Origin of the sequence: Rhizobium sp. M1, from assembly GCF_002531805.1 — a bacterium.
GTDB lineage: Bacteria > Pseudomonadota > Alphaproteobacteria > Rhizobiales > Rhizobiaceae > Rhizobium > Rhizobium etli_C.
This window is the reverse complement of record NZ_NWSW01000030.1, coordinates 1-675: the sequence shown is the minus strand read 5'-3', so window position 1 is coordinate 675 and position 675 is coordinate 1. Positions and strand designations below refer to the sequence as shown.

Genomic DNA, 675 nt, shown 5'->3' with positions numbered 1-675 from the left:
CCGTGTCGGTGCCCGGCAATACGACGCCGACGGCGGTTGCCGATGCGGGTAACGCGACGGAGAAGGGTGGGGTGGCCAATGGTTCGGGTGGTGTGGTTGCGAGCGGCAACGTGCTGACCAACGACACCGATCCGGATTCCGGTGATACCAAGACCGTTACGGCCGTGGTCTTCGGTGCAACGTCGGGCACGCTCGGTTCGGCGCTGAACGGCACCTATGGCAGTCTCGTGCTCAATGCATCGGGCGCCTACAGCTATGCGATCAACGAGAGCAATGCCGCCGTCCAGGCGCTGCGGCAATCGACCAACACGCTGAGCGATGTCTTCAGCTACACGATGCGCGACAGTGCCGGCGCCACGGCGACGGCAAACCTGACCGTCACCATCCATGGCGCCAACGATGCGCCGGTGCTGGCGGTGCAGACGGCGGCCCAGAACGCCACCGTCGGCTCCGCCTTCTCCTTTACCCTGCCGACGACGACCTTCAGCGATGTCGACAGCGGCGAGACGCTGGCCTATTCGGCAACGGCCGCCGACGGCACGGCGCTGCCCTCCTGGCTGAGCTTCAACGCTTCGACGCGGACCTTCTCCGGTACGCCGACGGCAGGCGGCACTTACGGCGTCAGGGTAACGGCAACCGATCTTGGCGGCCTTGCCGCCAACGAGACCTTCAACA

Annotated in this window: 1 protein-coding gene; it reads left to right on the top strand. The window is 65.8% G+C overall.

Annotated elements, in window-relative coordinates; all coding sequences use genetic code 11:
• The coding region (locus tag CO655_RS25440) for a putative Ig domain-containing protein (protein WP_176539301.1) at window positions 1-675 on the top strand (675 nt) is incomplete at both ends.